The 24,563-nt window shown below is 69.0% G+C and carries 21 protein-coding genes and 1 pseudogene; 16 read left to right on the top strand and 6 right to left on the bottom strand.

Features of this window, described 5'->3' with window-relative positions:
- Window positions 1-46 precede the first annotated feature (46 nt).
- From ACFVYE_RS24945 to ACFVYE_RS24935, 3 genes are all read right to left on the bottom strand, one after another.
- Window positions 47-1,123: a methyltransferase gene (locus ACFVYE_RS24945; protein WP_389607407.1), complete on the bottom strand. Its 1,077-nt coding sequence runs from the start codon at window positions 1,121-1,123 to the stop codon at window positions 47-49.
- A 35-nt stretch (window positions 1,124-1,158) separates the two neighbouring features.
- Window positions 1,159-2,247 carry a nitrous oxide reductase family maturation protein NosD gene (locus tag ACFVYE_RS24940; protein WP_383967053.1) on the bottom strand — a complete coding sequence of 363 codons (1,089 nt, stop codon included), beginning with the start codon at window positions 2,245-2,247 and terminating at the stop codon, window positions 1,159-1,161.
- Window positions 2,248-2,462: 215 nt separating this feature from the next.
- Window positions 2,463-4,091: an acyl-CoA synthetase gene (locus ACFVYE_RS24935; RefSeq protein ID WP_383967050.1), complete on the bottom strand. Its 1,629-nt coding sequence runs from the start codon at window positions 4,089-4,091 to the stop codon at window positions 2,463-2,465.
- Window positions 4,092-4,258: 167 nt separating this feature from the next.
- Here ACFVYE_RS24935 and ACFVYE_RS24930 point away from each other — a divergent pair, with 167 nt between their 5' ends.
- From ACFVYE_RS24930 to ACFVYE_RS24910, 5 genes are all read left to right on the top strand, one after another.
- Complete coding sequence (locus ACFVYE_RS24930) at window positions 4,259-5,059, top strand: crotonase/enoyl-CoA hydratase family protein (RefSeq protein ID WP_383967046.1); 801 nt, start codon at window positions 4,259-4,261, stop codon at window positions 5,057-5,059.
- A gap of 15 nt (window positions 5,060-5,074) precedes the next feature.
- Complete coding sequence (locus tag ACFVYE_RS24925; protein ID WP_383967043.1) at window positions 5,075-6,019, top strand: Zn-ribbon domain-containing OB-fold protein; 945 nt, start codon at window positions 5,075-5,077, stop codon at window positions 6,017-6,019.
- A complete protein-coding gene (locus ACFVYE_RS24920) occupies window positions 6,020-7,072 on the top strand; it encodes a thiolase domain-containing protein (RefSeq protein ID WP_389607406.1) in 1,053 nt (350 codons plus the stop codon). It begins immediately after the preceding gene.
- On the top strand, window positions 7,065-8,231 hold the full coding sequence (locus ACFVYE_RS24915; RefSeq protein ID WP_389607405.1) for a thiolase domain-containing protein: 1,167 nt from the start codon (window positions 7,065-7,067) through the stop codon (window positions 8,229-8,231). The genes ACFVYE_RS24920 and ACFVYE_RS24915 overlap by 8 nt, the downstream gene beginning before the upstream one ends.
- 102 nt (window positions 8,232-8,333) lie before the next feature.
- Window positions 8,334-8,576 (top strand): DUF397 domain-containing protein, encoded by a 243-nt coding sequence (locus ACFVYE_RS24910; RefSeq protein WP_383967035.1) that lies wholly within the window; start codon window positions 8,334-8,336, stop codon window positions 8,574-8,576.
- Window positions 8,577-8,600: 24 nt separating this feature from the next.
- Here ACFVYE_RS24910 and ACFVYE_RS24905 read toward each other — a convergent pair whose 3' ends face one another.
- The gene (locus ACFVYE_RS24905) at window positions 8,601-8,711 is read right to left on the bottom strand and encodes a pyridoxine 5'-phosphate oxidase C-terminal domain-containing protein (RefSeq protein WP_383967032.1); all 111 of its coding nucleotides are present in this window, start codon (window positions 8,709-8,711) and stop codon (window positions 8,601-8,603) included.
- Between the two features lie 201 nt (window positions 8,712-8,912).
- On the opposite strand from ACFVYE_RS24905, the gene ACFVYE_RS24900 reads away from it, so the two are divergent.
- The 4 genes and pseudogenes from ACFVYE_RS24900 to ACFVYE_RS24885 all read left to right on the top strand — a co-directional run bounded on the left by ACFVYE_RS24900 (window position 8,913) and on the right by ACFVYE_RS24885 (window position 13,178).
- Window positions 8,913-9,563 (top strand): CGNR zinc finger domain-containing protein, encoded by a 651-nt coding sequence (locus ACFVYE_RS24900; RefSeq protein WP_389607414.1) that lies wholly within the window; start codon window positions 8,913-8,915, stop codon window positions 9,561-9,563.
- Between the two features lie 10 nt (window positions 9,564-9,573).
- Window positions 9,574-9,975 (top strand): ACT domain-containing protein, encoded by a 402-nt coding sequence (locus ACFVYE_RS24895; RefSeq protein ID WP_383967029.1) that lies wholly within the window; start codon window positions 9,574-9,576, stop codon window positions 9,973-9,975.
- Between the two features lie 151 nt (window positions 9,976-10,126).
- The gene (locus ACFVYE_RS24890) at window positions 10,127-10,627 is read left to right on the top strand and encodes a hypothetical protein (RefSeq protein WP_018550733.1); all 501 of its coding nucleotides are present in this window, start codon (window positions 10,127-10,129) and stop codon (window positions 10,625-10,627) included.
- Between the two features lie 316 nt (window positions 10,628-10,943).
- Window positions 10,944-13,178, top strand: a pseudogene (locus tag ACFVYE_RS24885) (glycoside hydrolase N-terminal domain-containing protein).
- Here the strand turns inward: ACFVYE_RS24885 and ACFVYE_RS24880 are convergent.
- Window positions 13,154-15,367: a germacradienol/geosmin synthase gene (locus tag ACFVYE_RS24880; RefSeq protein WP_389607404.1), complete on the bottom strand. Its 2,214-nt coding sequence runs from the start codon at window positions 15,365-15,367 to the stop codon at window positions 13,154-13,156. The pseudogene ACFVYE_RS24885 and the gene ACFVYE_RS24880 sit on opposite strands and share 25 nt — an antisense overlap.
- A gap of 385 nt (window positions 15,368-15,752) precedes the next feature.
- Between ACFVYE_RS24880 and ACFVYE_RS24875 the strand changes: the two genes are divergently transcribed.
- On the top strand, window positions 15,753-17,084 hold the full coding sequence (locus tag ACFVYE_RS24875) for an N-acetylmuramoyl-L-alanine amidase (protein ID WP_389607403.1): 1,332 nt from the start codon (window positions 15,753-15,755) through the stop codon (window positions 17,082-17,084).
- Window positions 17,085-17,152: 68 nt separating this feature from the next.
- Complete coding sequence (locus ACFVYE_RS24870; RefSeq protein WP_389607402.1) at window positions 17,153-17,422, top strand: hypothetical protein; 270 nt, start codon at window positions 17,153-17,155, stop codon at window positions 17,420-17,422.
- A gap of 130 nt (window positions 17,423-17,552) precedes the next feature.
- On the opposite strand, the gene ACFVYE_RS24865 is transcribed toward ACFVYE_RS24870, so the two are convergent.
- Window positions 17,553-18,740, bottom strand: coding sequence for an ROK family protein (locus ACFVYE_RS24865; protein ID WP_389607401.1), 1,188 nt, complete (start codon window positions 18,738-18,740; stop codon window positions 17,553-17,555).
- A 165-nt stretch (window positions 18,741-18,905) separates the two neighbouring features.
- Here ACFVYE_RS24865 and ACFVYE_RS24860 point away from each other — a divergent pair, with 165 nt between their 5' ends.
- Genes ACFVYE_RS24860 through ACFVYE_RS24840 form a run of 5 tightly spaced genes read left to right on the top strand, consistent with a single transcriptional unit; the run spans window position 18,906 to window position 24,490 of the window.
- Window positions 18,906-20,393, top strand: a complete 1,488-nt coding sequence (locus ACFVYE_RS24860) for a sugar ABC transporter ATP-binding protein (protein WP_383967011.1) — start codon at window positions 18,906-18,908, stop codon at window positions 20,391-20,393.
- A complete protein-coding gene (locus tag ACFVYE_RS24855) occupies window positions 20,390-21,406 on the top strand; it encodes an ABC transporter permease (RefSeq protein WP_383967008.1) in 1,017 nt (338 codons plus the stop codon). Before ACFVYE_RS24860 ends, ACFVYE_RS24855 begins: the two co-directional genes overlap by 4 nt.
- Entirely contained in the window at window positions 21,403-22,407 is a 1,005-nt protein-coding gene (locus ACFVYE_RS24850) for an ABC transporter permease (protein WP_383967005.1), read from the top strand. The genes ACFVYE_RS24855 and ACFVYE_RS24850 overlap by 4 nt, the downstream gene beginning before the upstream one ends.
- Window positions 22,404-23,618, top strand: a complete 1,215-nt coding sequence (locus tag ACFVYE_RS24845) for an ABC transporter substrate-binding protein (RefSeq protein ID WP_389607400.1) — start codon at window positions 22,404-22,406, stop codon at window positions 23,616-23,618. Before ACFVYE_RS24850 ends, ACFVYE_RS24845 begins: the two co-directional genes overlap by 4 nt.
- Entirely contained in the window at window positions 23,615-24,490 is an 876-nt protein-coding gene (locus tag ACFVYE_RS24840) for a sugar phosphate isomerase/epimerase family protein (RefSeq protein WP_383966999.1), read from the top strand. The genes ACFVYE_RS24845 and ACFVYE_RS24840 overlap by 4 nt, the downstream gene beginning before the upstream one ends.
- Window positions 24,491-24,563: the final 73 nt, after the last annotated feature.

The raw sequence follows: 24,563 nt of genomic DNA, 5'->3' as shown, positions 1-24,563 counted from the left end.
CGGGGCGTTTTCCGTTGTTCCCGGGGAAGTTCGCCGGGGAGGGAGATCAGCCGGGGACCACGCATTCGAACGCGTGGAGGTAGGGATTGACCGGGACGATCTTGTCGATCAGCAGCCCGGCATCCGAGATCCGGGTCACCAGGCTCTCCCTGGTGTGCTTCGCACCGCCGACATTGAGGAGCAGCAGCAGGTCCATGGCGGTGGTGAACCGCATCGACGGGGTGTCGTCGACGAGGTTCTCGATGACGACGACCCTGGCTCCTGGGCGGGCTGCCGCGACGACATTGCGCAACGTCCTGCGCGTGCTGTCGTCGTCCCACTCCAGGATGTTCTTGATGATGTAGAGATCGGCCGCGACGGGGATGGCCTCGCGGCAGTCCCCGGCCACGATATGGGTCCGGTCGACGAGCGGCCCCTCGTCCCGCAGCCGGGCGTCGGCACGTGCCACCACACCCGGCAGATCCATCAGGGTGCCGCGGAGCGACGGGTGCTTCTCCAGCAGGCTGGCCAGCACATGCCCCTGGCCGCCGCCGATGTCGGCGACCGCGGACACCCCGGTGAGGTCGAGGAGTTCCGCGACGTCCAGCGCGGACTGCATGCTGGAGGTGGTCATGGCCCGGTTGAAGATCTGGGCCGACTCGTGGGCGTCCTGGTGGAGGTAGTCGAAGAACCCCTTGCCGTGCACGTCCGCGAAGACGCTCCTGCCGGTGCGCACCGCCTCGTCGAGGCGCGGCCAGACGTCCCAGGTCCAGGGCTCGGTGCACCACAGGGAGATGTTGCGCAGGCTGTTCGGGTCGTCCTCGCGCAGCAGGCGGGACATCTCGGTGTGGGCGAAGTACCCGTCCGGGGTCTCGGTGAAGATCCCGTAGCAGGACAGCGCGCGCAGCAGTCGGCGCAGGGGCACCGGCTCGGTCTTCACCAGCGTCGCGAGCTCCTGTGCGGTCGCGGGCGTCTCGCCCAGCGCGTCGGCGACACCCAGCCGGGCCGCGGCGCGCACGGCGGCCGCGCGGGCCGCCCCGAAGACGATCTCGCGCAGCTGCATGGCCGGCTGAGGGGGCGTGACGGGGTGCGGGAGGGCGGCGTGTACGGGGGGCGGTGTGGGGGTGGGACTCACAGTGGTCATGCTGTTTCGCTTCTCCTCGTGCGGGGGTGCACCGGTCAGCACATACCGGCCGGTGTGGACTTCTTGCAGACGTTGGCGACGAAGGTGTTGTTCTTGCCGGTGTCGCCATTGGCCAGGTCGGCCGGCTTGTTGCCGAGCGCGACATTGGCGCTGATGGTGTGGCCGGTGTTCTTCGTGCCCACGAAGCTCTTGAACAGCACGATGCCGCCGGAGAGCGGCGTGGCGCCCACGTTGTTGCTGATCGTGTTCGAGCGGACGTGGGTGTCCGCGGCGCCGGTGAGCACGATGCCGGATCCCTGGATGGCGGGCAGACGTTCGGTCTTGGCGCAGTACTTGTTGTTGTCGGTGATCTGGTTGGACTGGATCGTCATGGCTCCGGCCTGCGGCTTGCCCTCGTCGCCCACGATGAAGGCACCGCTGCAGTTGCCGGTGAAGGTGTTGTCGTGGACCGACATGTTTCTCACGCGCCTGGCGGTGAAACCGATCCGGTTGTCCGCCAGCGTGTTCTCCTCGATCTCGGTGCCGCGGGTGTCGGTGGCGCCGCCCTCCTCGTCCACGGTGTTCGCGATGAAGAGGCCCGCGTCGCCGTTGGCGCGGGCGGTGTTGCCCGTGAACCGGCCGCGGGTGGAGCGCTCCTGGGCGATGCCCCAGACACCGTTGTGCTCGGAGGTCACGCGCCGGACGGTCAGCTGGTCCGTCCAGGAGGCCCAGACGCCGTTCTTCTTGAATCCGGATACGGTGAGCGAATCGATGGTCACGCCGTCGACGGTCCGCCCCTTCTTGCCCAGGACGCAGATTCCGCTGTCGGCCTTCGCGCAGGCGTCGGTGGACTGCGTCGTTCCCTTCGGGGGCTTGATGATCGTTCGGCCGCCGAGGCCGCGCAGGGTCAGGCCCTTCTTGTCGATCAGGACGGTCTCGCGGTACGTGCCGGGCATGACGACGACCGTGTCACCCGGCTTGGCGGCGCTCACCGCCTTCTGGATCGACCCGCCGGGTTGCACCACACGCGGGCTCGCGACGGAGGTGGACGGAACTGCCGTCCCGAATACCGCGGCCGAGACGACGAGTCCCGCGGCCGAGACGACCGCGACAGAGACAAGGCTCATGATGTGTCGTTTCCTCATGAGCCGACGCTATGGGCGATTTCCCTCTATTGCCACATAGGGTGAGCGGTCCGGTACACGGCGTGCCCGAATGGCTCAGTCCGGGCCGCCGTCCGGTGTGCGGAGCTGACGCGAGACGGCGAACTCGGGAGATCCTGGCCGGAGCCCGTGCAGGTGTCCTTCGGGTGAACCGGGCGGGAGCCATCCGGGTGACTCTCGGTCCCCGGCTCCCGGTCTCAGTCCTCGGGTCCGCGCCGGGGGGCGACGACCGAGCGGGCCCACCGGTAGTCGGCCTTGCCGCTCGGCGAGCGCTGGATCCGCGGGGTGATCACCAGCCGGCGGGGGATCTTGTAGCCGGCCAGACGGGTCCTGCAGTGCGCCTGGACGTCGTCGAGCGAGGGCTCGGCCGCCCCTTCGCGCAACTGCACCACCGCCGCGACATGATTTCCCCACCGTTCGTCGGGCACCCCGGCGACCAGTGCGTCGTACACATCCGGATGGGCCTTCAGCGCCTGCTCGACCTCCTCGGGATACACCTTCTCGCCCCCGGTGTTGATGCACTGCGAACCCCGGCCGAGGACCGTGACGATGCCGTCCGTGTCGACGGTCGCCATGTCACCGAGCAGGACCCAGCGCTCATTGCCCCTGCTGAAGAATGTCTCGGCGGTCTTCCGCGGGTCGTTGTAGTACCCGAGCGGCACATGGCCGCGCTGGGCGATCCGCCCCGGCTCGCCCGGAGCCACCGGCTCGAACGTCGCCGGATCGACCACTGCCGTACGGGAGTTGACCTGGAGCCGGAACCCCCTCTCCGGGCCCGAGTCGGCCGTCGCCGTACCGTTGAATCCGGATTCCGACGAGCCGAAGTTGTTCAGCAGCATCACCGTCGGCACCAGTGCCTGGAACTCCGCACGCACCGAGTCCGACATGATCGCGCCCGAACTGGAGATGGAGAACATCGACGAACAGTCGGTGCCCTTCAGCGGGCCCTTCAGTGCGTCGATCAGCGGCCGCAGCATCGCGTCGCCCACCAGGGACACGCTGGTGACCTTCTCCTTCTCGATGGTACGGAGCACCTCCTGGGGTACGAACTTGCGGTGGATCACGACCCGCTGCCCGAAGTTGAAGCCGATGAACGCGGTGAGCGTCGAGGTGCCGTGCATCAGCGGGGGAGTGGGGAAGAAGGTGATCCCGTCACCGCCCGCGGCCACCCGCTCGGCCAGCTCCTGCGGGGTCTTCACCGGCTCACCGGTCGGCGCACCGCCGCCGAGGCCGGAGAAGAAGAGGTCCTCCTGGCGCCACATCACACCCTTGGGCATTCCGGTCGTGCCACCGGTGTAGATGATGAACTGGTCGTCGGCCGACCGCGGCGCGAAGCCGCGCTCCGGGCTCCCGGCCGCCTCGGCGTCCGTGAACGCCACGGCGTCCGGCCCGCGGACGCCCGCCACCGGTGTCCCCACCCGGATCAGGTGACGGAGGGTCGGGGCCTTCGGTGCCGCGGCCGAGACCCGTTCGTCGAACTCGGCGTCGAAGACCAGTGCCGTCAGATCCGCATCACGGTAGAGGTAGGCCAACTCCTCCTCCACATAGCGGTAGTTGACATTGACGGGGACGATGCGGGCCTTGAGGCAGGCCAGTACCGTCTGGAGGTACTCGATTCCGTTGTAGAGGTGCAGCCCCAAATGCTCGCCGGGGGTGATGCCCGCCTCGATCAGATGGTGGGCGATGCGGTTGGCGGCCGCGTCCAGCTCCGCGTACGTCAGGCGGCGCTCCGCACCCGTACCGGGGTGATCGAGGTAGACGAGCGCCTCGCGTTCCGGGACCGCGTCGACGATCGACTCGAACAGGTCGGCAAGGTTGTACTCCACCGTTCCTCCTGACCCCGGATGCTGACTGGCTCGGCGGTCATTAGAGCGCTGGGAGGCACAAGTGGGAAGGGGTGCCGTCGAAGAAATCTGACTGACTGTCAGAAAACTATTGAACTGGACCCCCGCCTACTGCAACCTGTTCTAGGTCTTGAGACGGGAGGCAGGCAATGGGTGGTACGGAACACCTCACCGTGCAGCGCGAGGGCGCCACGCTGGTGCTCACCTTGAACAGGCCGGAGGCGAAGAACGCACTCTCGCTGTCGATGCTGGTCGGGCTGTACGACGGCTGGCTGGCGGCGGACGAGGACGACACCGTTCGCTCGGTGGTCCTCACCGGCGCGGGCGGCTGCTTCTGCGCCGGCATGGACCTCAAAGCCCTGGCGGGCGAGGGGATGGACGGCGAGCAGTATCGCGACCGGATGACCGCCGACCCCGATCTGCACTGGAAGGCGATGCTGCGCCATCATCGCCCCCGCAAACCGGTCATCGCCGCCGTCGAGGGCCACTGCGTGGCGGGCGGAACCGAGATCCTGCAGGGCACCGATATCCGCATCGCCGGTGCGGGCGCCACCTTCGGGCTCTTCGAGGTCAAGCGCGGACTGTTCCCCATCGGCGGCTCGACGGTACGGCTGCCCCGCCAGATCGCCCGCACCCACGCCCTCGAAATGCTCCTCACCGGACGCCCGTACAGCGCCGACGAAGCGGCCCGCATCGGGCTGATCGGCAGAGTCGTCCCCGACGGCACCGCACTTGAACAGGCCCTCGACGTCGCCGAGCGGATCAATGCCTGCGGCCCGCTCGCCGTCGAGGCAGTCAAGGCCTCGGTGTACGAGACCGCCGAAATGACCGAGACCGATGGGCTCGCCGCCGAACTGAAGCGCGGCTGGCCGGTATTCGCCACCGCCGACGCCAAGGAAGGCGCCCGCGCCTTCGCCGAGAAGCGCCCGCCCGTCTACCGGCGCGCCTGAGCCAAGGAGACAACCGTGCCCGACGTCCTCAGCGCACCATTGGTGGTCGAGTTCCCCTTCACCCGCTCCCTCGGCCCGGTCCAGAGCGCCTTCCTGACCGGGCTGCGCGAACGGACCGTGCTCGGCGTGCGGACCGGCGACGGAAAAGTCCTGGTCCCGCCCGTCGAGTACGACCCCGTCACCGCCGAGGAGCTGCGCGAACTGACCGAGGTCGCCACCACCGGCACCGTCACCACCTGGGCCTGGAACCCGGCCCCGCGCCGCGACCAGCCCCTGGCCACCCCGTTCGCCTGGGTGCTGGTCAAGCTGGACGGGGCCGACACGGCCCTGCTCCATGTCCTCGACGCGCCGGGACCCGACGCCGTGAACACCGGTATGCGGGTCCGGATCCGCTGGGCCCCGCAGCGCACCGGTGCCATCACGGACATCGCCTGCTTCGAACCGTACGAGGGCGAGGCGACGGCCGAAAGCACTCCGCACAGCGGCGAGTTCGCCGACCCCGTCACCGGCATCGTCACCCCGGCCCGCCTCGACTACACGTACACCCCCGGCCGCGCCCAGAGCGCGTACCTCAATGCCCTCTCCGGGCAGCGCACCGTCGGCGAGCGCTGCCCGTCCTGCCGCAAGGTGTACGTCCCGCCCCGCGGCGCCTGCCCCACCTGCGGCGTCGCCACCGCCGAACAGGTCGAGGTCGGCCCGCGCGGCACCGTGACCACGTACTGCATCGTCAACATCAAGGCGAAGAACCTCGACATCGAGGTCCCGTACGTCTACGCCCACATCGCCCTCGACGGCGCCGACCTCGCCCTGCACGGGCGGATCGGCGGTATCCCCTACGACCAGGTGCGGATGGGTCTGCGGGTCGAGCCCGTCTGGATCGAGGGCGGCCGCCACCCCGACCACTACCGGCCCACCGGAGAGCCGGACGCCGACTACCACGCGTACAAGGAGCTGCTGTAGATGCGAGACGTAGCGATCGTCGCCTTCGCGCAGACGGATCATCTGCGGCGCACCGACGAACTGTCCGAGGTCGAAATGCTCATGCCGGTGCTGCACCAGGTCCTCGACGCGACCGGCCTCAGGGCGCGCGACATCGGCTTCACCTGCTCGGGATCCAGCGACTACCTCGCCGGCCGCGCCTTCTCCTTCACCATGGCCCTCGACGGCGTCGGCGCCCATCCGCCGATCTCCGAGTCCCATGTGGAGATGGACGGCGCCTGGGCGCTTTACGAGGCATGGGTGAAGATCCAGACGGGCGAGGCCGACACCGCGCTCGTCTACTCCTACGGAAAGTCCTCGCCCGGTGAGGTGCGCGACGTCCTCACCCGCCAGCTCGACCCGTACTACGTCGGCCCGCTCTGGCCGGACTCCGTCGCCCTCGCCGCACTTCAGGCGCAGGCGCTGATCGACGCGGGCGACACCGATGAGGCCGCCCTCGCCGCGATCGCAACCCGCAGCCGCTCCGCCGCCGCGGACAACCCGCACGCCCAGATCGCCGGCCCGGTCCCGGCCGGTGAATACGTCGTACAGCCGCTGCGGACCGGTGACTGCCCGCCGGTAGGAGACGGTGCGGCCGCCGTGATCCTCGCCGCCGGCGACACCGCACGGGCCCTGTGCCCCCGCCCCGCCTGGATCCGCGGTATCGACCACCGCATCGAACCCCACAGTCTCGGGGTCCGGGAGCTGACCGAATCACCGTCCACCCGGCTCGCTGCCGAACACGCCGGGGTCTTCGAACGACCCGTGGACACCGCCGAGTTGCACGCCCCGTTCACCTCCCAGGAGGTGGTGCTGCGCAAGGCACTCGGACTCGACGGCAGCGTCACCGTCAACCCGTCCGGCGGTGCGCTCGCCGCCAACCCCGTCATGGCCGCCGGGCTGATCCGCCTCGGCGAGGCCGCGGCCCGTATCCACCGTGGGGAGTCCGACCGGGCACTCGCCCACGCCACCTCCGGGCCCTGCCTGCAACAGAACCTGGTCGCCGTTCTCGAAGGGGAGAGTGCTCATGCCTAAGGAGCCCGTGGCCGTCGTCGGCATCGGCCAGACCAAGCACGTCTCCGCCCGCCGGGACGTCTCCATCGCCGGACTCGTCCGCGAGGCCGCCGTCCGTGCGCTGGAGGACGCGGGGCTGACCTGGACGGACATCGATGCCGTCGTCATCGGCAAGGCACCCGACTTCTTCGAGGGCCTGATGATGCCGGAGCTCTATCTCGCCGACGCCCTCGGCGCGGTCGGCAAACCGATGCTCAGAGTGCACACCGCGGGCTCGGTCGGCGGCTCGACCGCACTCGTCGCCGCCAATCTGGTCTCCGCGAGGGTGCACCGCACCGTCCTCACGCTCGCGTTCGAGAAGCAGTCGGAGTCCAACGCCATGTGGGGCCTGTCGCTGCCCATCCCGTTCCAGCAGCCGCTGCTGGCGGGCGCGGGCGGCTTCTTCGCCCCGCACGTCCGGGCCTACATGCGCCGTACCGGAGCGCCGGAAACGGTCGGCTCCCTCGTCGCGTACAAGGACCGTCGCAACGCGCTCAAGAATCCGTACGCGCACATCCATGACTCGGACATCACCCTGGAGAAGGTCCAGTCCGCACCGATGCTCTGGGACCCGATCCGCTACTCGGAGACCTGCCCGTCCTCCGACGGGGCCTGCGCGATGATCCTCACCGACCGTGCCGGTGCGGACCGTTCGCCGCATCCGCCCGCCTGGGTGCACGGCGGCGCGATGCGCAGTGAACCGACGCTCTTCGCCGGCAAGGACTTCGTCTCGCCGCAGGCAGGCAAGGACTGTGCCGCCGATGTGTACCGGCAGGCGGGGATCGGCGACCCCCGAAGGGAGATCGACGCCGTCGAGATGTACGTGCCGTTCTCCTGGTACGAACCGATGTGGCTGGAGAACCTCGGCTTCGCCGACGAGGGCGAGGGCTGGAAGCTCACCGAGTCCGGCGTCACCGAACTCGACGGAGATCTGCCCGTGAATCCCTCGGGCGGGGTGCTCTCCACCAATCCCATCGGCGCCTCCGGCATGATCCGCTTCGCCGAAGCCGCGTTGCAGGTACGGGGACAGGCCGGCGAGCACCAGGTGGCGGGCGCGCGAAAGGCGCTCGGCCATGCCTACGGCGGCGGGGCGCAGTTCTTCTCCATGTGGCTGGTCGGAGCCGAGCCTCCCACCCGCTGACCGCGGTCCGTCCCGGACCGGTGGAAGCCCGGACCGCGGCCTGTCCCAGGCCGCCGTCGGTGGCTAGGCTTTGGCCCGGGACGACAAGTGGGAGGAGCCGAAGTGGCGGAGAGCACCACCGGCCGACAGTCCTTTGCGGGCTGGGACAAGCCGGACCTCGACCTCAGCAACGCGGACTGGCGGTCGGGCAGTCAGGGCGCGGGCGATGTCCAGATCGCCTTTGTCGAAGGGTTCATCGCGATGCGCAACGCCGGAAAACCCGGCAGCCCGTCGCTGATCTTCAGCCCGGCCGAATGGCGCGCCTTCGTGGTGAACGCCCGCGACGGCGAGTTCGACCTCACCTGAGCGTCGAACGCCCGGCGCCCCGCTTCAGGGCCATAGCAGCTCGCGCACCCAACCATCGTCAGTTGCACGGTAGTCGAGTCGTGTGTGCCTGCGTTGCTTGTCGCCCTGCCGGAACTCCACACTCTGCGGGCGCACCGTGTGCAGCGTCCGGCCCGACGGTATGAGATCCGGCTCCCGCTCCAGGCGCGCCGGCGATTCCCGTACCGCCGCGTCTCGCTCCGCGAGGTCGCCGAGTGGGCTGCTCTGCCGCCCGAGCAGCGACTCGGCCGAGGATCGAATCGGGGCAGCTCGCCCTGGGACACCTCGATGTCGCGCAGCAACCGACGCAGCTCGGTCATGCCGACCCTCCCTGCATTAACGGTTCTGGTCGAAGCTACCATTAGCTTTGTGTCCGACACCCGGCTTTCGCTCGACCTCGCCCTCACCATCCGCCACGACGGGCGGGGTGGTGTCGCCGACGACCTCGACACCCCGGACGGGCTGGCCCGCTGGGTGTACGAACGGCGCGGTCTGCTCGGCGACGCGTCTTGTGGCGAAACCTGGGCGGCCGACGAACAGAACCTCGAAGCCGTACGGTCGCTGCGCGCCGCCGTTCGGGCGCTCTTCGCGTACGCCGTCCGCCCCGGCGAGCCGAGCCCCGCCGATGCCGGACGGCTGCTGCCCTTCGAAGAGGCGCTCCGCCGGCTCAACGCCGCCGCTGCCGCAGTCCCGACCGTGCCACGCCTCGACTGGGCGCAGGACCGTGATCCTGTCGCCCATGACCACCCGACCGACGCAACGGCGGAAGGGCACGCCCTGCCGGCCGCCCTTGCCCGCGCAGCCATCGGCTTCCTCGCCGGACCGGACCGCACGGCCCTGCGTGCCTGCCACGCCCCACGCTGCGTGCGCTACTTCATCAAGGAGCATCCCCGCCAGGAGTGGTGCAAGCCGTCCTGCGGAAACCGTGCCCGGGTCGCACGTCACCACGAGCGCCACCGCACCACGTAGCGTGGTGATCGTGACAGGTGAGCGCGATCTTCGAACCCTGCTGAGCGGCATGCGGCCGGAGCTGAACCCGGGACGCCATGTCTTCACCACCGCGCCCGACGGTGTGATGCCCGAAGGCGTCAATCCGGTCGTCACGGTCACCGAGCCCGAAGGGCTCACCATGGTGCTGCCGGAGACGGAAGCCGTCTTTGCCGGGCTGCGATACGACTATGTGGCGGGCTGGATCACCCTGCGTGTCCACTCCGCGCTGGACGCGGTAGGGCTCACCGCCGCGGTGTCCCTGGCGCTCACCGATGTCGGGCTGAGCTGCAATGTGGTGGCCGGCTTCCACCACGACCATTTGTTCGTTCCCTACGACCGGGCCGCCGAGGCCGTCGACGTGCTGAAGGCGCTGGCCGCGGAATCCGGCTAGGGGCAGGGCCGGGGAGCGGTTGGGGCACGGGCCGCAGAACCACCGGAGTGCGGCCGTCGGACCCGCCGGAGCGCGAGTCGCGGACCCGGCTGTGCCCCGACCGGCGCAGACCCGGCTCCGCAACGTGAGCCCGGACACGTAACATGTCTGCATGTCCTTCCTCCGCCGCCGTAGTGCCGCCACACCCGCGGGCCCCGACTTCGACGTCCTGGCCATGGACCCGGGGGACTGGCCCGGAAACCTCGGCGCCGGTCTGCTGCCCGCGCCCGACGGAAGCTGTCAGGGCGTCTTTCTGCGCTACGACCTGTTCGGCGGCCGCGGCCCCGCGATGATCATCGGCAATCTCCCGGAGGGCTCGCCCGCCCGCGAGACCGAGGAGGGCCAGGTCCCGTTCGAGGTCGCCCAGCTGCTCCTCGCGCTCGAGAACGACGAGCCGGTCGAGGTCACCGGCACCGAGGACATGCCCGTGATGCAGGGCGACAACCTGCTGATCGTCCGCCGCGTCAAGCTCTCCGAGAGCCGGATCTCCTGCGTCCAGTTCGACCGCAGCGACGGCGTGCTCGTCACCATCGCCAGCTGGGACCGGCCGATCACCGACGATCTCTACACCCTGCTGAAGCCTCTGCCCGCCGAGCTGTTCCAGCAGGGCTGAAACCGTCCCTTCGCCGGCCGCCCGTACACATCGGGCGGCTGAGGGCGCATGCAAGACCCATCTGTCCAAGTGTTGGCGGCCTCTGTCCAAGGGGCCGCTTTGTCATGTGCCTTGTCGGGGCAGTCATCGGACCTTTACCGTCGTCCGCATGACATCCGGGATGACGCGACGCACCACAGTCAAGACAGCGATAGGCGCAACCAGCGTTCTGGCACTGGGAATCCCTGCCCTTTCCGGCACAGCGTCGGCTGCCAGTACCTCCGATGAATCAGAGGAGGTGAAAGGCTCCGCTTACTCGAAGGAATCGGCGGATCCGATGCTCCGGTACAACACCCCGGCCGCGGGCTGGGAGCGCGAATCGCTGCCCATCGGCGGCGGTGCTCTCGGCGCGAGCGTGTACGGAACACTGGCCTCCGAGCGGCTCACCTTCAACGAGAAGACACTGTGGACCGGTGGCCCCGGTTCCGCCGAGGGCTACGACTTCGGGAACTGGACCACGCCCAGGCCCGGCGTCCTTTCCGGCGTATAGCAACGCCTCGACAGTCAGGGCGCTGTCGGTCCGGACGCCGTCGCCGCCGAGCTCGGCCAGGCGCGCCGAGGTTACGGCGCCTACCAGGTCTTCGGCGACCTGTGGCTGGACCTGCCGAACGCCCCGGCCGCCCCCGACGCCTCCTACCGGCGCACCCTCGATCTGCGAAACGCCCTCGCCTCCGTCACGTACACCCACCAAGACACCGTTCACACAAGGGAGTTCTTTGTCTCCCACCCGGGCAAGGTCATTGCGGGGCGCCTTGCCGCCGACGGTCCGGGGCAGGTGTCCTTCACCCTGCGCTACACCTCACCCCGCAGTGACTACACCGCCACCGCCGACAGGGACCGGCTCACCGTACGTGGCGCGCTGAAGGACAACGGCCTGCGCTTCGAGGCCCAGATCCGCATCCGGACCAGCGGCGGCACCGTCGCCGCCGGCGCGGACGGCACCCTCACCGTCAACGGCGCCGACAGCGCCTGGTTCGTCCTCGCCGCAGCCACCGACTATGCCGACCACTACCCCTCCTACCGGGGCGACGACCCGCACACGGCGGTCACCGCCGCCGTGGACTCCGCCGCCCGGACCTCGTACGAGAAGGTCCGCGACACCCACGTACACGACCACCGCGCCCTCTTCGACCGGGTCGCCCTCGACATCGGCCAGCAACTGCCCGACCTGCCCACCGATCAACTGCTCGCCCAGTACACGGACGGTACGAGCCCCGCCGACCGGGCCCTGGAGGCGCTGTTCTTCCAGTACGGCCGCTACCTGCTGATCGCCTCCTCACGGGCCGGCTCGCTGCCCGCCAACCTTCAGGGCGTCTGGAACAACTCCACCACCCCGCCGTGGTCCGCCGACTACCACAGCAACATCAATCTGCAGATGAACTACTGGCTCGCGGAGGTCACCAACCTCGCCGAGACCACCGCACCGTACGACCGCTACATCGAAGCGATGCGCGCCCCCGGCCGGAAGACGGCGAAGGAAATGTTCGGGACCGCGGGCTGGGTCGTGCACAACGAGACCAACCCGTACGGCTTCACCGGCGTTCACGACTGGTCCACCGCCTTCTGGTTCCCGGAGGCCGCCGCCTGGCTCACCCAGCAGATGTACGAGCACTACCGGTTCAACGGCTCCACCGGCTATCTGCGCTCCACCGCCTACCCGGCCATGAAGGAAGCCGCCGAATTCTGGCTGGCCAATCTGCGCACCGACCCGCGCGACGGACTGCTCGTCGTCACCCCCAGCTACTCTCCCGAGCACGGCGACTTCACCGCCGGTGCCGCGATGTCCCAGCAGATCGTCCACGACCTCCTCACCAACACCCTGGAGGCCGCCCGCACCCTCGGCGACGCACCTGCCTTCCGCAGCCGCCTGGAGACTGCCCTCGACCGGCTCGACCCCGGGCTGCGGATCGGCTCCTGGGGCCAGCTCCAGGAGTGGAAGACCGACCGCGACGACCCGGCCGACGACCACCGCCATGTCTCGCACCTCTTCGCCCTGCACCCCGGGCGGCAGATCGAACCCGGCAGCAAGTGGGCCGAAGCAGCCAAGGTCTCCCTCGGCGCACGCGGCGACGGCGGCACCGGCTGGTCCAAGGCATGGAAGATCAACTTCTGGGCGCGGCTGCGCGACGGCAACCACGCACACAAGATGCTCGCCGAACAGCTGAAGAGCTCCACCCTGCCCAACCTCTGGGACACCCACCCCCCGTTCCAGATCGACGGCAACTTCGGCGCCACCTCCGGCATCGCCGAGATGCTGCTGCAGAGCCAGCACGGCGCCGTCGAGATCCTCCCCGCCCTCCCGGCGAGCTGGGCGGAGGGGTCGGTGCGCGGGCTGCGCGCCCGAGGCGGCTTCACCGTCGACATCGAATGGGCCGCGGGGCGGGCTCGCCGTGTGGTGATCACGGCGAGCCGCAACCGCGAAGTGACCGTCCGCAGCTCGCTGTTCGCGAGCGGCGAGAAGGTCTTCAAGGCGCGGGCGGGTGGGCGCTACACGCTGGTGGCCGAGGGCTGAGCGAACAGCGCGGTCACCCGCGCCGCCGAGACACCGAGCCCCGTGGGACCGCTGAGGTGCCACGGGGTGGCGGTGCCCCGCCGCAGGTCCTGCTCGCGGTAGCGCCGGCAGTCCCGGTGCCAGATCAGGATGCCCGCGATCCAGTGCTTGAGCTCCTGCACGTACCCGGCCAGGATCTCCCTCGCCTCCGCGTCCAGCGCGAAGTCGTCGTACAGCACCGGGAGTTCCTGCTCGGCGACGTGCAGGAACTGCCGCAGCCGCGATTTCATCAGGTCGTGCACGATCGCCACCCCGGTCGGATAGTCCACCCCGAAGAAGTTCTGCACCACCAGGACGCCGTTGTGCACCTCGCCCTCGTACTCGATCTCCTTCTGGTACGAGAACAGGTCGTTGAGCAGACACGCGTAGTCCGACGCAGCGTTCTCCAGCGAGCGCAGCGGACCGCTGCGGTAGATCTCGGCCGGCACCTTCCTGCCGTGCCCCAGCCGGCACAGACTCATCGTGAGATCCGAGCCGAAGGTCTTCCGTCGCATCTCGATGTAGTCCACCGGGTCCGGGATGCGGTTCTGCGCCTGGTTCGCCAGTTCCCACACCCAGCTCGCGGTCATGTCCTCGACCGCCGTCCGGAAGGCGCGGCGCCCGCTCGCGTCCATCTGGGCCGAGGTCTTTGCCCAGAGATCGGCGAGCCCCCGCTCCAGAGCGTTGACCGGCTCGGGCGTCCCGGACCCGTCCAGGGGCATGAACAGCGACAGACGCTCATTGGCGAGCCTGGCCCCCGTCAGGTCACGAGCCCGCCCGTGCACCACCGGGAACCAGTCGTCGCCGTACGTCCCCCACGTCAGCCACCGGGAGGACAGATCCAGCTCGTTCGGCGTCGCATCCGGGTGCAGACCCGCCGCACACAGCGGCAGGTCGATCGCGACGAGCCGCTCCTCGTCCCAGATGTGTGAACCCGGCACCCCCGGTTGTGCCTCCAGGATCCCCATACGGTTCGCCCAGTCGACGATGCGCACCCGCGCCCCGTCCAGATGCGGGCTGAGCGTCGTACCGAACGGGAGCTCGAAGTCGGGCAGCAGGGACGGGCCGACGTGCTGGTAAGGCACATGGGTGTGGCTGCGCAGCCGGGCCGTCTCCGAGCGGGGTGTGAACCGGATCGACGCCGCGGCCATACCGAAGCCGAGCGTGGCCTCACCGGCGCCGCCGTCGTTCATGTAGCGGCTGGAGCGCATGTGCCACTCATGACCGCCCGACTGCCAGTCCTGCAGCCCCTTGACGTACGCCAGAACCGCCGTTGCTTCCGCCGGGTCCAGCCCTTTTTCCGTGCAGAGCGGACCGAGTTCGGTGAGCGCCATGTTCTCGAACTGCTGCAGCCGCGAGGTCAGCAGATCGTTCACCGCGTCGGCGGCCTCCTGCGTGGAGCAGCCGAGGAAGTGCTCAAGGACCAGCACGCCATTGCTGTTCTCACCCTCGTCCTCGACCTCCCGCTGGTACGAGAAGAGGTCATTGCGCAGATGTACGCCGTCGGAGAAGGCATCCCGCAGCACCTGCAGCGCACGCTCGTCGGCCACCGAATCGGGGACCTCCGCGCCCGCCGCGTACTCCACGAGACCCGCCGACCACGGGGCGCCGCCCACCTTGCGGCGCATCTCGATGTACTCGACGGGGTTCGCGATACGCCCCTCGTTGATGTTTGCGAGCTCCCACAGCGACTCATTGAGCAGGTTCGTCGTCGCCTCGGCGAACCGGACCCGCCAGGCGTCGGACATGCTCGGCACCGTCCGCGCCCACAGATCGGCCAGCCCCGCCTCGACCGGATTCGTCGGTTCCGGCATCTCGGCCCCACGGTCCATCGGCATGAACGCCGGCAACCTGTCCAGATACCGCTTGCCGCCCTCACGGTCGGGGGTGCGCTTGAACAGCTCCAGGAAATGGTCGTCGAAGAAGAAGACCCACACATACCAGTCGGTGACCAGCGAGAGGGCCTCGGACGAGCAGTCGGGGTGGGTGTACGCACACAGAAGCGCATAGTCGTGGGAGTCGAGGTCCTTCTCCTCCCAGATACCCGAACCCTCCAGCATCCCTATGCTGCGCGCCCATTCCTTGGTGTGCTGTCGTGCCTCCTCGACATGGGTGTTGAGCCGCGCCGGATACGGGACGTAGAAGTCCGGCAGGGTGAAGGGCTGAGCCATGTGCGTCCGGCCTTTCCGATATCTCCGTGCGAACGTCGCACGGACCGGTCGTGTCCGCGCGAGCACTACCCTTCGGCCGTTCGGGGCACGCACATCAGGGATTAGTCACATAAAAGGTGCGCTCGTTCGTGGCATGCGAGCACATGTCGCCGCTCGGCCGGCCGCTCCGTAAAACCCTGGTAACGAGGCGCCGTCAGCGGTCAGTTGCTTCTTTCGGACCGCAGGTCAGGCGCTCTGCCAGTGGTCTGGTCCACTGGCTCGACCTGTGACCTCCACTGAACTCTTGACGTGCCATCACCTCAGGTCAGAGAGTGTGCGCGCACAACGGAACAGTGAGATCGGATCACGCACGGCTCCATCACGCACGGCTCCAAGAAGGGTTGTCATGACGTCCAAGCAGAGGACCGGACTCGCACTCGCGTTGACCACGGTCGGCGCACTGAGCATGGCGCTGCTCAGTCCCGCGGCGCAGGCTGGTGCGGACGGGGTGCGGCCGGAATGCCCGCGCGGCCTCGAATGCGACTGGGTACCGGCGGCATACCAGCAGACGGGTGACCCGGCCGACAAGGAGACGTACGGGAACTACGACACCTCGGACCGGCCACACACCAACAAGATCAGATTCATTGTTCTGCATGACACCGAGGAAGACTTCGACACCACCCTGAAGATCTTCCAGAACCCGCTGAAGCAGACCTCCGCCCACTATGTGGTGCGCTCCGGCGACGGTCATGTCACCCAGATGGTCAAGGGCAAGGACGTCGCCTGGCAGGCAGGCAACTGGTACGTCAACAGCCACTCCATCGGCATCGAGCAGGAGGGCGTCGCCGTCGAGGGCGCCAAGTGGTACACCCCCGAGATGTACCGCTCGACCGCCAAGCTGGTGCGCTACCTCGCCGCCAAGTACGACATCCCGCTCGACCGCCAGCACATCATCGGCCACGACGGTGTGCCGCCCACCAGCGCGTCCGGCACCAAGAACATGCACTGGGACCCGGGCACGTACTGGGACTGGAACCGCTTCATGGCGCTGCTCGGCAAGCCCACCGTGCCGACCGCCCCCAGGAGCAGCGAACTCATCACCGTCAACCCGGACTTCAAGAAGAACAAGCAGGCGTTCCGCGACTGCGAAAAGGGCGTCGACCTGCCGGTCCAGGGCTCCAGTGCCGTCCCGCTGCACACCGCACCGTCCACCGACGCACCGCTCTTCTCCGACCCCGGTCTGCACACCGACGGCTCGCCCGGCACGAACTGCGCCGCCGACTGGGGCAGCAAGATCAGCGCCACCCAGCAGGCCGTCGTCGCGGACCACGCCCCCGGCTGGACGGCGATCTGGTGGTACGGCCAGAAGGCCTGGTTCCGGACCCCGGCCCACACCCGGACCACCACGCCCACCTCCGGCTACGTGGTCAGGCCGAACGCGGGCCGCACGGAGGTGCCGGTGTACGGGGTGGCGTACCCGGAGAAGTCCGAGTACCCCGCGGACTTCGCGGACCAGCGGGTGGGCTCGCCGCTGCAGTACACCATCAAGGCCGGTCAGTCCTATCCTGGCGGCGGTGAGGCGCCCACGGGCTTCTTCTACGCCCCGACGATCGACGCCTCGTACCCGCTCGACCACTCGTACTTCCGCGGCAACGAGAAGTACGTGACGGTGCAGATCGGCCACCGGGTCGCCTTTGTGAAGGCATCCGACGTGGACATCGTGCGGACGCGCTGAGACCGCAGGGGCGTCGTCGCAGCAGCACCGGAGACTGCGTGCATCCGAACAACGAAGAGGAGGCCTTCATGCACAAGCCGACCAGGACCGCCGCCACCGCGGCCATGGGTGTTGCCATGGCGCTCGTACTCACCGGCGCCGGAGCCGCAGTCACGTTCGCGACTGCCTCGGCCGTTGCCGCCTCCGAGGTCGGGGCGCAGGGCTGGGACGTTGCCGGCTCGTACGGGACCCAGCAGGAGTGCGTCGCGGCCGGGGAGGCGGGTGTCAGCGACGGGAGCTGGGCGCAGTACCGGTGCGCGCTGTTCGAGGCCCGGTGGGACCTGATGATTCCGGCATGACGGCATGACGGCATGACGGCATGACTGCGTGACCGTGTGACCGCATGACTCGTGCCCCTCCGTGCACGCTATCCGTACAGGGAGGGGCACTTGAGGCCGTTCAGTCGCAGAGCCGCTGCCCCGCCCTCCGTCAGCCCGCGACCTGGCGGTTCACCTGTGCGGGAGAGAGCGCATGCTCGATCGCGAGGATGCCTGCCCCCACCGCGGCGGCATTCTCACCCGTACGGCTCGGCTCGATCCGCAGCAATTGCGTGGCCAGCGGATGCGAGCGCCGATAGACCGCCTCGCGTACCCCCGCGAGCAACTGGTCGTGGACGGCGGCCAGTGCGCCCCCCATCACCACCGTGTCCGGGTTGAAGAAGTTCACCAGACCGGCGAGTACCTCGCCCACCGCCCTCCCCGCCTCGCGCACCATCCTCACGGCGTCCCGGTTCCCGGACTGCACCAGCCGCACCACATCGCTGCCCGATGTCGCGTCCAGTCCCAGACCGACCAGTTTCGCCGCCAGTGACGCACCGCCCGCGACGGCCTCCAGGCAGCCCGAATTGCCGCAGCGACACGGATCGTCGAGGTCCGCGACCTGGATATGTCCGATGTCGCCGGCGCAGCCCTGTGCACCCCGGTGCAGTTGGCCGTCGGACACGATCCCGCAGCCGATCCCCGTACCGACCTTGATGTACAACAGGTAGCGGCAGCCCGGGAAGGCGCGGCGCTGCTCGGCCAGCGCCATCACGTTCACATCGTTGTCGACGAGCGCCCGCACCCCGAACCGGGCGGCGAAGAACTCCGGGATCGGGTACTGGTGCCAGCCCGGCATGATCGGCGGATCGACAGGACGGCCGGTGGAGAATTCCACCGGGCCCGGTACCCCGACGCCGATGGACCGCAGCGTTTCGGGCTTCCGGTGCGCCTCGTCGAGCAGAGTGCGCACGGTCCGCTCCACGTGCCGCAGTACGGAGTCCGGTCCGTCACCGATCGACAGCGGCTCCTCCTGCACCGCCAGGGTGGCGCCGCCGATGTCCATCAGCGCCACCCTGCAGTGCGAGGCTCCCAGATCCACCCCGGCCACCGCGTGTTCACGGGTGCGCAGCGCCAGTCGGCGCGGCGGGCGGCCGCCGGTGGAACCGCCGTCGGCGTCCTCGTCCACGAGACCGTGCGCGATCAGCGCGTCCACCCGCTGGGAGACGGTCGAACGGGCCATGCCGGTGATCCGGGCGATGTCGGCACGGGTCGCCACCGCCCCTGAACTGATCAGCGCGAGCACCTCGCCGGGCGAGTGCGAGGCGGCAGCGGATGTGCGATCCGACGGCGAAGACATGACAGTCACCCTAAGGACGACTTTCGCTGCTCACAAGGCACTCTCTGTTCGGTCATCGGCATAAGTCTGCGCCAAGTCGGTTGAAATCAAAGGCGCTTGAGACCTTGACAGTACTAAGGCATGTCACGACTCTGCTCTGCAGACCGCTGAGCGAGGAGCCATTCGATGCTGACGATGCACGGTGTGTCCAAGAGCTTCCTCGGGGTGCGTGTGCTCCAAGGGGTGGGGCTCGACCTCGAAGCCGGAGAGGTACATGCCCTGGTGGGGGAGAACGGCGCAGGAAAGTCAACACTGATGAAGATCCTCGCGGGCGAGCACTTACCCGACGAGGGGACCCTCACCATCGACGGAACCGCGTACTCCTTCAGCCACCCGGCGCAGGCCCAAGCCGCCGGGATCGGCATCATCCACCAGGAGTTTGCGCTGCTCCCGCACCGCACCGTCGCCGAGAACGTCTTCCTCGGCCGTGAACCGACCCGGTACAAACTCGTCGACCGGCGTGCCATGGAGCGGCGGACCGCCGAACTCCTCGCTGAGATGGACGAGACCGGTATCACCCCGCGGACCCCCGTCCACGAGCTGTCGGTCGCACGTCGGCAGACCGTGGAGATCGTCAAGGCCCTCGCCTCCGACGTCCGGATCCTGGTGATGGACGAACCCACCGCCGCGCTCGCCGAACACGAGGTCGAACAACTCTCCTCCCTGGTACGCCGACTGACCGCCCGTGGGCTGGGGATCCTCTACATCTCGCACCGGCTCCGCGAAGTCTTCGATCTCTCGCAGCGCATCACGGTCCTCAAGGACGGCCGCCGCGTCGCCACGCTCAATACCCGCGACACCGACGCCGACACGGTCGTACGCGCCATGGTCGGGCGGGAACTCGGCACCTACTACCCACCCCGTGCCCGCCCGGGCGAGGCGGGTGCGGAGAGGCTCAGCGTCAGCGGCGGCGGCAACGCCCGGATCTCCGGCATCGATCTGACCCTGCGGGCCGGTGAGGTCGTCGGCGTCGCCGGTCTCCAGGGCTCCGGCCGCACCTCCCTCGCCCGTGCCCTCTTCGGTGCCGCCCCCTTCACCACGGGCAGCATGACCGTCGACGGAGAACCACTGCGCCCGTCCCGCCCCCGGGACGCCGTCCGGGCCGGAATCGCCCTGGTCACCGAGGACCGCAAGGCCGAGGGCCTCGCCCTGCGCCAGTCCGTGACCGACAACGCGCTGCTCGTGACCCGGGCCGTGCCCGCCCGCGGCAGACCGCCCGCGGGCCGCGAGGTGACCGCGCTGCTGGAGCGCGTACGCCTGCAGGCCCACGGCGAGGACCAGCAGGTCCAGTATCTCTCCGGCGGCAATCAGCAGAAGGTCGTCATCGCCAAATGGCTCGCTGCCCGTCCCCGCGTGCTCCTCTTCGACGAACCGACCCGCGGCGTCGACATCGGCGCCAAGGCAGCCATTCACACCCTCGTACGGGAACTGGCGAGCGAGGGCCTAGCCGTACTGATCATCTCCTCCGAACTGCCCGAGCTGATCGGCATGAGTGACCGCATCCTCGTCATGTCGGAGGGCCGCCTCGCCGGCGAACTTCCCGCCGGCGCCACGGAAGAGGCCGTCATGCGCGTCGCCACCGGTGGCGACCGTGCGCGGGAGGGAGCCGCATGACCGCACTCCGGTCCGACCTGAAGGCCAGGTCCCGCACCGGTCCGGGACGGACAGCCGAGCTGCGCCTCACCGGCCCCGTAGCGGGGGTCTGGCTCGCTGCGCTCGCTGTCACCGTTCTCGGCTGGATCGTCGTCGCAGCCCGCGGCGGGGACTTCCTCACCGTCACCAACGTGGTGACGATCCTGCAGAACTGCGTCGCCCTCGGTCTCGTCGCCGTCGGCCAGTCCGCCGTCATTCTCACCGGATCACTCGACCTGTCCGTCGCCTACCTCATCAGTCTGGGCACCCTCGTCGCCGCGGAAACGATGGAGAGCGGCAGCGTCCCCGTGGCGATCCTTGCCGTCCTCGCCCTCTGCGCCGCCGTCGGCCTGGCCAACGGACTGATCGTCACCGGCCTCAAGGTCAACGCGTTCATAGCCACCCTCGGCACCGCCTTCATACTGCGCGGCTGGATCGAGGACAATTACACCGGCCCCGCGGGCAGGGTCCCCGCCTCCTTCCAGCACCTCGGCTACGACCGAATCGGACCGGTCCCTGTCTCCCTCTTCCTGCTTCTCGCGGTCGCGGCCGCTCTCTGGCTCATCACCCGCCGCAGCCGGCTCGGCCACCACATGTACGCGACCGGCGGTGACGAGCACGCGGCCCGGCTCTCCGGGGTCCGCACCCGACGCACCGTCATCACCGCCCATGTCCTGTGCTCGCTCTGTGTCGGCGCCGCGGCCCTCTTCCTCGCCGCCCGGCTCGGCGCCGGAGCTCCCTGGGCCGGCACGGAGGCCCGCTACGACCTGGAGTCCATAGCCGCCGTCGTTCTCGGCGGCACCGCGCTCGCCGGGGGCCGCGGGGGAGTGGCGGGCACCCTCGGCGGAGTCCTTGTCCTCGCCGTGCTCGACAGTGTCTTCAACCAGCTCGCCGTCGACCCGTTCTTCAAGAACGTCGTCCGCGGCGTCGTCATCATCGCGGCCGTCGCCCTGTACGCACGAGGCCGCCGCACCTCGCAGGAGAGGTCCGCATGACCAGTGCACAGGCACCCTCCGGCCGCCGCGTCCTGAGTGCCCTCACCACCGGCACACCCGTCTACATCCTGCTCGTCGCTCTCCTCGCCGCGCTGGCCCTCACCGACCCGGGCTTCTACGAACCCGACCGCTTCCTCTCCTTCATCAAGCGCGCCGCACCTCTCGTCATCCTCGCCGCAGGTCAGTATCTGGTCATCGTGTCCGGAGAGTTCGACCTGTCCGTCGGAGCGATCGTCACCGCCGGGGTGGTCGTCGCCGCCGAACTGTACGGCTCGTTCCCGGGCGCGCCCTGGCTGCTCGTCACCGTGATCCTGTTGCTGGCCGGAGCCCTCGCCGGGCTCGTCAGCGGACTGATCACCACCCTGCTGCGCGTGCCGTCGTTCATCACCACGCTCGGCATGATGCTGATCCTCGAGGGCGCCGTCTTCTTCTGGACCGGCGGTTCCCCGCACGGCGCCCTGCCCGCGGCATTTCGCCGGCTCGGGCGCGGCACCGCGTTCGGCTGGCTGCCCTGGGCCGTCCTCGTGTGCGTCGTTGCGGGCCTCCTCGCCGTACGCCTGATGCGTTCCGACTTCGGCCGTACGCTTCTTGCCACCGGCGACAGCGAACGAGCCGCGAGCCTGGCCGGAGTCCGGGTCGCGCGCGCCCGCACCATCGCCTTCATCCTCTCCGGCGTCGCTGCCGCACTCGCCGCCGTTCTCGTCGGCGGCTTCTCCGGAGTCTCGGCGCAGGCCGGCCGTGGCTACGAGTTCGAGGCGATCACCGCCGTCGTCCTGGGCGGCGTGGTGCTCGGCGGCGGGCGCGGCTCCGTCGTCGCGGCGATGGCTGGAGCCTTCTCGCTGCAGGCGCTGTTCACCCTGCTCAATCTCCAGGGGGTCTCAGGCGCCCTGGAATCGACCGTGCAAGGCGTCATTGTCATCGCAGCCGTCGCCCTCGGCGCAGCCGACTGGTCCCGGCTGCGCCGCCGCGGCACCGAGCCCTCGGGAGCGAAATCCTCATGAGCACGCGAAAGATCCGACATGCCCTCGTGCCCCTCGCCGCTCTGCTCGGCGCGGCCCTGCTCGCCAGCTGCACGAGCGACGCACCACCCGACGCGCCTGCCGGAGCAGCGAGCGGCACCGCGGGCGCCCCGGGTACCGGCCGGCAGTCGAAATTCTTCGACCGGGCCGAATATGATCGCCAGCTCGCCCTCGCCAAGGAGTCCCCGCAGGGCCCCGCAGGCAAGCCGTGGGAGCAGATGCTCCAGCCGCAGCTCGTCGACACCACGCAGTACAAGAAGAAGGGCTCCGGCGGAATCCACCTCTGTCTGTCGAACGCCGGAGTCTTCAATCCCTGGCGCCAGGTCGGCCTGAAGAACATGCAGGCCGAGGTCGCACTCCACAAGGAGATCACCGACTTCACCGTGCTCGACGCACAGGGCAAGGACGACAAGCAGATTTCCGACATCCAGGAGCTCGCCGGTCAGGGCTGTGACGTCCTCATCGTCTCTCCGAACACCACGGCCACCCTCACCCCTGCCGTGGAGCAAGCCTGCGGAAAGGTGCCCGTGATCGTCTTCGACCGGGGTGTCGAGACGGACTGCGCCGTCACCTTCATCAACCCGGTCGGCGGTTACGGTTACGGGGCGGTCGCCGCCGACTTCCTCGTCGAGAAGGTGAAGCCCGAGGGGAAGATACTCGCCCTGCGGATCTCCCCCGGCGTCGATGTGCTGGAGACCCGCTGGTCGGCGGCGAAGGTTGCGCTCGACAAGAGCGGACTCGACGTCGTGGACGTGAAGTTCACCGACGGCGACCCGGCCAAGACCAAGGCGATCGTCACCGACGCGATCACCCGCAACGGCGACATCGACGGCGTCTGGATGGACTCCGGCGCGACCTCCGTCGCCGCTGTCGAAGCTTTCGAGGACGCCGGCAAGGACGTACCGCCGATCACCGGCGAGGACCAGCAGGATTTCCTCCAGGCATGGAAGGAGAAGAAGCTCACGGCCATCGCCCCGTCGTACCCCACCTTCCAGTGGCGTACGCCCGTCATCGCCGCGCTGAAGATCCTCAAGGGGCAGCAGGTTCCGAAGGAGTGGAAGCTTCCGCAGCCCACCGTCACCCAGGACACCCTGGACCAGTACCTCAAGCCAGGCATGCCGCCACTGCACTACGCGATGTGCGGCTGCGAGAACCTCCCCGGCTTCCCGGAGAAGTGGGGAGGCAAGAAGTGAGTGCCGCCGCGTTCCCGCTCGGCGCGAATCCGTGGATCTGGCACTCGCCGGTGACGTACGAAGCGCTCGGTGACGTTCTGCCGCGCCTGTCCGCGTGGGGCTTCGACTGCGTCGAGATCCCGCTGGAGAACGAACGGGACTGGGCGCCCGCATCAGTCAGCAAACTCCTCGACGCATCCGGTCTCGCAGTCGCCGCAGTGATCGCGGTCATGCCGCCCGACCGCAACCTCGTCCGCACCGATCCGCAGACCGTCCGGGTCACGCAGGACTACTTGCATCGCTGCATCGACGCAGCCCGGGCTGTGAACGCCCCCGCCGTCGCCGGACCCGTGTACACGGCGGTCGGCCGCACCTGGCGAATGGACCGCATCGAACGCACCGCGGCGTACGAGGAGTTACGGGAGAACCTCGCCCCGGTCGTCGAACACGCACGCGCCGCCGGTGTGCGCATCGCCGTGGAGCCCCTCAACCGGTACGAGACAAGCCTGCTCAACACCGTCGACCAGACCCTCGCGGCACTGACCGGGCTGCCCGAGGACACCGTCGGCCTCGCGCTCGACGTGTACCACCAGAACATCGAAGAACGCTCCCTGCCCGATGCCGTACGCCGTGCTGCCGGCCGCATCGTCCATGTCCAGGTGTGCGCCAACGACCGGGGCACCCCCGGCGCCGACTCCCTCGACTGGCCCGGCTTCCTGACCGCGCTCACCACGAGCGGCTACCGCGGTCCGCTCTGCATCGAGTCGTTCACCGCGCACAACGACGCCATAGCGGTCGCCGCTTCCGTCTGGCGGCCGCTCGCCGACACCCAGGACACCATCGCGACCGACGGCCTGGCGTTTTTGCGCCGTGCCCTCGAAACCACCCCCTGACCCCGCTCGTCCACGACCCGCAGAGAGGACCCGCTCGTGAGCCGTCAACGATGGGACTGTCATGCTCGTGACA

The sequence above is a fragment of the Streptomyces sp. NPDC058239 genome (genome assembly GCF_042882185.1).
In the GTDB taxonomy this organism is placed as follows: Bacteria; Actinomycetota; Actinomycetes; order Streptomycetales; family Streptomycetaceae; genus Streptomyces.
This window is presented reverse-complemented; position numbering and strand designations above follow the sequence as displayed.

Coding starts and splice junctions, on each gene's coding strand:
- ACFVYE_RS24920 (WP_389607406.1), top strand. CDS start 6,020: ATGCGAGACGTAGCGATCGTCGCCTTCGCGCAGACGGATCATCTGCGG.
- ACFVYE_RS24945 (WP_389607407.1), bottom strand. CDS start 1,123: ATGACCACTGTGAGTCCCACCCCCACACCGCCCCCCGTACACGCCGCC.
- ACFVYE_RS24845 (WP_389607400.1), top strand. CDS start 22,404: ATGAGCACGCGAAAGATCCGACATGCCCTCGTGCCCCTCGCCGCTCTG.
- ACFVYE_RS24850 (WP_383967005.1), top strand. CDS start 21,403: ATGACCAGTGCACAGGCACCCTCCGGCCGCCGCGTCCTGAGTGCCCTC.
- ACFVYE_RS24880 (WP_389607404.1), bottom strand. CDS start 15,367: ATGGCTCAGCCCTTCACCCTGCCGGACTTCTACGTCCCGTATCCGGCG.
- ACFVYE_RS24860 (WP_383967011.1), top strand. CDS start 18,906: ATGCTGACGATGCACGGTGTGTCCAAGAGCTTCCTCGGGGTGCGTGTG.
- ACFVYE_RS24915 (WP_389607405.1), top strand. CDS start 7,065: ATGCCTAAGGAGCCCGTGGCCGTCGTCGGCATCGGCCAGACCAAGCAC.
- ACFVYE_RS24900 (WP_389607414.1), top strand. CDS start 8,913: ATGCCGACCCTCCCTGCATTAACGGTTCTGGTCGAAGCTACCATTAGC.
- ACFVYE_RS24940 (WP_383967053.1), bottom strand. CDS start 2,247: ATGAGGAAACGACACATCATGAGCCTTGTCTCTGTCGCGGTCGTCTCG.
- ACFVYE_RS24870 (WP_389607402.1), top strand. CDS start 17,153: ATGCACAAGCCGACCAGGACCGCCGCCACCGCGGCCATGGGTGTTGCC.
- ACFVYE_RS24930 (WP_383967046.1), top strand. CDS start 4,259: ATGGGTGGTACGGAACACCTCACCGTGCAGCGCGAGGGCGCCACGCTG.
- ACFVYE_RS24865 (WP_389607401.1), bottom strand. CDS start 18,740: ATGTCTTCGCCGTCGGATCGCACATCCGCTGCCGCCTCGCACTCGCCC.
- ACFVYE_RS24855 (WP_383967008.1), top strand. CDS start 20,390: ATGACCGCACTCCGGTCCGACCTGAAGGCCAGGTCCCGCACCGGTCCG.
- ACFVYE_RS24890 (WP_018550733.1), top strand. CDS start 10,127: ATGTCCTTCCTCCGCCGCCGTAGTGCCGCCACACCCGCGGGCCCCGAC.
- ACFVYE_RS24875 (WP_389607403.1), top strand. CDS start 15,753: ATGACGTCCAAGCAGAGGACCGGACTCGCACTCGCGTTGACCACGGTC.